Here is a 5,814-nt window from a genome sequence, read left to right on the forward strand (position 1 = left end):
GGACGGCTCCCTTGTTTGAGATCTCAACGAACTCATTCTGGCACATCCGATGCCGTCGGGCGCCGTCCACCCCATCATGCCGTGATAGTGATGCAGTGCGCCGGCGGTGCAGAACCGAACGCTCATCATCCCGTTCTGGGTAACGGGGCTATCCCGATCGGTGGTAGATCACACTAATCCTGATCCGCCGTGCCCTTCGGCAGAGGTAATGGCATGGATCCTAGGGTACTCCGCGACGTCGCTTCGCGACTGCTACGCCCTAGGATGACGAAGGACGAGCGCTTCAGCGAACCTCCCTACCAGTCGCTGAGCTTGGTGTCGGGGCCGTATTCCTGGCCCTCGATGTCCTTCACCACGGCCTGGCCGCAGCGCATGGTCTTGGCTTCCTGGTCATAGGCATAGGTCGGCGAGCCGAACAGGTGCCAGCCCTTGTTCAACGCCGCCGTCACCTTGTGGCAGAAGCTGGAATCGTCCGGACCGGACAGAAAACGGTAGAGTTTCATTCTTCAATCCTGTCGTCAGTTGCGTTAGTCATGCGCGAACAGCGGCGGCCTTCGCCAGCAGTTTTTCGGCCTGCGCCAGATGCAGCCGCTCGACCATCTTGCCGTTCAGCGCAACTACCGCCCTACCGGTATTTTGGGCGAGCGCGAAGGCATCCTTGACCGCGCGCGCTTCGGCTATTGCTTCGGGCGACGGTGCAAAGGCGCGGTTCGCGGCTTCGATCTGAGCCGGATGGATTAGCGACTTGCCGTCAAAACCCATGGCGGCCGCTTCCGTGCACTCGCGCGCAAACCCGTCCATATCGCGAAAATCATTGAAGACGCCATCGAGCAGGTCGAGGCCGCCGGCACGCGCCGCGAGCACCATTTGCATCAGCCATGGAACGAGATAGCGCCGGTCGGGCGTGGCGAGAATTCCGGTGTCCTTGACCAGGTCATTCGTTCCGGCAGCGAAACAAGCCAGTCGAGAGGCCGGATCGCGGCCGAGCTCAGCGATCGGCCCGATATTGAGCAGCGCCCTGGGCGTCTCGATCATCGCCCATAGCTTGACTTCGTCGGCGATAAAATTGTCGTCGAGCACGTCGCCGGCCTCGAGAATGTCGCGCGGCGTGTCGACCTTGGGCAGCAGGATGGCGTCGGGCGAGCATTTTGCCGCGGCCAGCAGGTCGGCGCCGCCCCACTCGCTCGACAGCGCATTGATGCGCACGACCATCTCGCAGCGCCGGTTGGAACGGCCGGCGAAAATCGCCACCAGCTTTTCGCGCGCGGAAGGCTTGTCGGCCGGGGCGACGGCGTCCTCGAGATCGATGACGACGGTATCGCAGGCCAGCGATTGGATCTTGGCCAGCGCCTTGTCGTTCGAAGCCGGGACGTAAAGCACCGAGCGGCGCGGGCGGTAGCTTTCGGTGGTCATCTCCGATCTATGCCGTCTGCAGCCGGCCGAGGCAAGCCGTGCATAAAAACTGCACGCAACTTCGGAAAATCTCCTCGTCTCCGCCCCGCTTGCCACCCGACCGGATGCGACAAGGGCGGCATGCAAGAGCAAACGAACTCCCGTTGGTCCCTGCCGTACCGGCTTCGCCGCGAAAGCTGGTGGCTCGTCGATCCGCCCCGGACTTCGGTAAACCTCCTCCCTTTCGTCCGGAAATCCCCGCCCACCGGCCGCATCAAAGCCGCCGAGAAAGCCCGATCATGATAGTATTCCTCCCGGCGGCGCCGAGCTATTGCAACCGCTTCGGCGTTGCCGTCCTGCTCGTCGCGCTGGCCGATTTTTTCTTCTATGGCCAACCGGCGGGCATCACGCTTTTCCTGTTCGGCGTTGCGATTGCCGCGGCGAGCATGGCTCTCCATCCTCTCGGCTCCTTCAACGATGGCAAATTCTGGTTCAAGCCGGTTGCGCTGCTCATGGCGCTGCTGCCGCTTGTGGAAAATGTCAGCGCACTGTCCGTCTCGATCGCGCTGGCGGGGCTGGCCATCTTCGCGCTTTCACTGGCCGGACGGTTGCGGCGCGGCCTTGCCCGTATTGCCGGCCAACTCTCGCTGTTCCTGGTTGCAACGCCATTTCGGCTCGTTCTTGATTTCTTCCGCTGGCGCACGGCGGCGCGGCGGCTTGGCCGGCGGCGCGTGCGCCTTGCGGCGATCGCCGTCTGGGTCATGCCGCTGGGCCTCGGCGCAGTGTTCCTCGCGCTGTTCGGCGCCGCCAATCCCGTCATCGAATACTGGTTTTCGCTGATTGATCTCTTCGCCCTGCTCAACCTCATGCAGTTGCCGCGTCTTGCCTTCTGGCTATTCGCGCTCGCCGGCGTATGGGCCTTTCTGCGGCCGCGCCTGCCGCGGCTTCTCCGGCATATTCCCCGGTTGGGAACGCCTGCCAGCACACCGACGAGGCCAGCCATAAGTCCCACGATCGAAGATATCGTCTTCGGCAAGGCCGCTATCCTCCGCGCGCTCGTCGTCTTCAACATCCTGTTCGCGGTGCAGAGCGCACTCGACGCCACCTATCTGTGGGGCGGCATCGCGCTTCCCGACGGGCTGACCTATGCCGCCTACGCGCATCGCGGCGCCTATCCGCTGATCGTCACGGCGCTGCTGGCCGCCGGCTTCGTGCTGGCGGCGCTGCGGCCGGGAAGCGCGACCTCCGGCGATCTGCTCATCCGCCGGCTGGTTTATGCCTGGGTGGCGCAGAACATCCTCCTGGTGATCTCGTCGATCCTGCGGCTCGATCTCTATATCGGTATCTATGCGCTGACCTATTGGCGTGTCGCTGCGTTCGTCTGGATGGGGCTGGTGGCGGCGGGCCTTGTCCTGATCATGGCCCGCATCGCGCGCGAAAAGTCCAACGAATGGCTGCTTGCCGCCAATCTTCTGACGCTATCGGCGACGCTCTATGCTTGCTCGTTCATCAACTTTGCCGCGCTGATCGCCAACTACAATGTCGACCATTGCTTCGAAATGACCGGCCAAGGCACCCAGCTCGACGTCTGGTACTTGCGCTCGCTCGGGCCCGGCGCCTTGCCGGCGCTCGATCGCTTCGTCCAGCACCAGAGCAGGACGGTTTCCGCGGAGGATGCCTCCATCCGCGAACTCGCCGGCTGGTATGCACAGGACGAAGCACGCTTCCGCGCCGGCCAGGAGAACTGGCGGGGCTGGAGCTTTCGTGACTGGCGGCTCAACCGCGCCCTCGACAGGCGTGGCCCGTTCGTGGTTCCTCCGATGTCCGAACCCTTCATGCCGGGCCGCTGATTTGATGCCGCACCACATACTGGTCGCCGACGACGACCCGCACATTCGCGAAATCATCTGCTTCGCGCTGGAAAAGGCCGGCATGAAAACGCTGGCGGTGCCGGACGGCGCGGCTGCCTTGCAGGCGATAGAGCGCCATGCGCCCGATCTCGTCGTGCTCGACATCGGCATGCCGGAAATGGACGGGCTGGAAGTGTGCCGGCGGCTGCGCCACACATCCGACCTGCCGGTGCTGTTCCTGTCCGCGCGGGATGAAGAGATCGACCGCGTGCTCGGGCTGGAGATGGGCGGCGATGATTATGTCACCAAGCCGTTCAGCCCGCGCGAGCTGGTCGCCCGCGTCAACGTCATTCTGCGCCGCGCGCGGCCCACGCCGGAACCAGCCGACGACCGGCAATTCTCGCATGGCAGACTGTTGCTGGTTCCGGCAAGCCATACAGCCAGCTTCGACGGCAAGCCGCTGGCGCTGACGTCGATCGAATTCGCGATCCTGAAAGGCTTTTTGGCGCGGCCGGCGCATGTGCTTGGCCGCGACATGGTGATGGCCAACGCCTATGCGGCCAATATCCATGTCGCAGACCGCACCGTCGACAGCCATATCCGCAATATCCGCGCCAAGCTGGCGGCCGTCGGCTGCGTCGATGCGATCGAGACCGTGCACGGCGTCGGTTTTCGGCTGGGCGGATGCGGCGCGTGAGCGCCCAAGAACTGATTGGCAGCAAATGGCGGCCACGGCTTGCCACGGTCGTCATCGCCATCCTGATCATGGTGATGGCGCTGCCGCTGGCCGGCCTGTTTTTCTTCCGGCTCTACGAGAACCAGCTGATCCGGCAAACCGAGGCCGAGCTGATCGCCCAAGGCGCCGCCCTTGGCGCGATCTATGCGCAAGAGGTTCGCGAGGCCGGCATTGCCCCGGAAAAGCTAGGCGCACCCGTGCCTTCACCCAACACCAGCGATCGGGCCTCTCCCTACCAGCCGATCGAACCGGGCCTCGATCTTGCGTCCGACGGGATCCTGCCGACCCGGCCCGCGGCCACCGCGGCCAGCGCCGATCCCGCGTTCGCTTCAATCGGCGCATGCCTGTCGGGCATTCTTGCCGAGACGCAGAAGACCACGCTCGCCGGCTTCCGGCTGCTCGATCCCAGAGGCGTGGTCATCGCCGGCCGTGAGGAGGCCGGCCTGTCGCTCGCGGCTGTCGAAGAGGTTCGCGCAGCGCTTGCCGGCCGCTACGCCAGCGCGCTCAGGCTGCGGGTTCCCGACCAGCCGTCGCCGCCGCTCTATTCGGTCAGCCGCGGCACCAAGGTTCGCGTCTTTGTCGCCATGCCGGTTGCGGTCTCCGGCAAGGTCGCCGGCGTCGTCTATCTGTCGCGGACGCCGAACAACATCGTCAAGCATCTCTATGGCGAGCGCGGCAAGGTGGCGCTGGCGGCAATCGCCATCCTCGGCGGCGCGCTGCTGATCGGGCTGGTCTTCCTGCGCGCCGTCAGCCGTCCGATCTATGCGCTGATGGAACGCACGAAACGCATCGCCGCCGGCGACCGCGCGGCGATCAGGCCGCTCGATCACCACGGCACGCGCGAAATGGGTGAACTCTCTGCTGCTTTCCTCGACATGGCCGAAAAGCTGCACGCACGCTCCGACGGCATCCAGACCTTTGCCACCCACGTCTCGCACGAGCTCAAATCGCCGCTGACGGCGATCCAGGGGGCCGCCGAACTGCTGCGCGATTCGGGCAGCGCGATGGACGAGGCCGAGCGGCGGCGTTTTTCGGACAATATCGTAACCGATGCCGGCCGGCTCAACCTTCTGGTGCGCCGCCTGCTCGACCTGGCGCGCGCCGAAAATCTCGAACCGAGCGGCGAAAACACGTCGCTCACTGCTGCACTGGCGCTGCTGCCGGCCGACCACAGGCTGGCGCTGCGCCTCGAGGCGGGCGCCCAGATCGGTCTGCGCATATCGGCCGAAAACGCGGCGATCGTGCTGGCCAATCTCATCGACAATTCGGCGCGGCACGGCGCAACGCTGGTTTCGATCACGGCCGCAAGCGCGGACGGCAAGGCCACCATTGTGGTGGACGACGACGGCGCCGGCATTTCGCCCAGCAACCGAGGCCGCATCTTCGAGCCGTTCTTCACCACGCGCCGCGATTCCGGCGGCACCGGCATGGGCCTCGGCATCGTGCTGGCCCTCCTGAAAGCGCATGATGGCACGATCCGGCTGGTTGACTCGGCGAGCGGCACGCGCTTCGAGATCATCCTGCCGGCGGCGTGACGCGGCGGTTCAGATCGGAAGGGCCAAAAGGTGCATTACGACATCGTCATCATCGGCGGAGCCATCGTCGGCTCCTCGGTCGCCTATTATCTGCGCGAGGAAGGGTTTTCGGGCTCGATCGCGCTTGTCGAGCGCGACCCGCAATTTTCCCGCGCCGCGACCACGCTGTCCTGCGCCTCAATCCGCCAGCAGTTCTCGATCCCGGAAAACATCCGGCTGTCGCAATTCACGCTGAAACTGTTCCGGCGGCTCAGGGAAGAGTTTGGCGCGGACGCCGATATCGGCTTTCGCGAAGGCGGCT

At 64.8% G+C, this 5,814-nt stretch carries 6 protein-coding genes; 4 read left to right on the forward strand and 2 right to left on the reverse strand.

All coding sequences use genetic code 11. The annotated features are described in order from the left end of the window. Nucleotides 1-296: 296 nt before the first annotated feature. Nucleotides 297-503 carry a DUF1737 domain-containing protein gene (locus NKH41_RS33670; protein ID WP_352470863.1) on the reverse strand — a complete coding sequence of 69 codons (207 nt, stop codon included), beginning with the start codon at nt 501-503 and terminating at the stop codon, nt 297-299. Between the two features lie 28 nt (nt 504-531). Further along, entirely contained in the window at nt 532-1,413 is an 882-nt protein-coding gene (locus tag NKH41_RS33675; RefSeq protein WP_352773386.1) for an HpcH/HpaI aldolase/citrate lyase family protein, read from the reverse strand. Nucleotides 1,414-1,691: 278 nt separating this feature from the next. Between NKH41_RS33675 and NKH41_RS33680 the strand changes: the two genes are divergently transcribed. From NKH41_RS33680 to NKH41_RS33695, 4 genes are all read left to right on the forward strand, one after another. Further along, nucleotides 1,692-3,242 carry a DUF4153 domain-containing protein gene (locus NKH41_RS33680; RefSeq protein WP_352773389.1) on the forward strand — a complete coding sequence of 517 codons (1,551 nt, stop codon included), beginning with the start codon at nt 1,692-1,694 and terminating at the stop codon, nt 3,240-3,242. Between the two features lie 4 nt (nt 3,243-3,246). Continuing rightward, nucleotides 3,247-3,939, forward strand: a complete 693-nt coding sequence (locus NKH41_RS33685) for a response regulator transcription factor (RefSeq protein ID WP_352594351.1) — start codon at nt 3,247-3,249, stop codon at nt 3,937-3,939. Continuing rightward, nucleotides 3,927-5,513 (forward strand): ATP-binding protein, encoded by a 1,587-nt coding sequence (locus NKH41_RS33690; protein ID WP_352773392.1) that lies wholly within the window; start codon nt 3,927-3,929, stop codon nt 5,511-5,513. Before NKH41_RS33685 ends, NKH41_RS33690 begins: the two co-directional genes overlap by 13 nt. A 30-nt stretch (nt 5,514-5,543) precedes the next feature. Continuing rightward, nucleotides 5,544-5,814 (forward strand): FAD-dependent oxidoreductase (locus NKH41_RS33695; protein WP_352935925.1); only part of this gene is annotated, 271 nt, incomplete at its 3' end.

Origin of the sequence: Mesorhizobium sp. M1169, assembly GCF_040318345.1 — a bacterium.
In the GTDB taxonomy this organism is placed as follows: Bacteria; Pseudomonadota; Alphaproteobacteria; order Rhizobiales; family Rhizobiaceae; genus Mesorhizobium.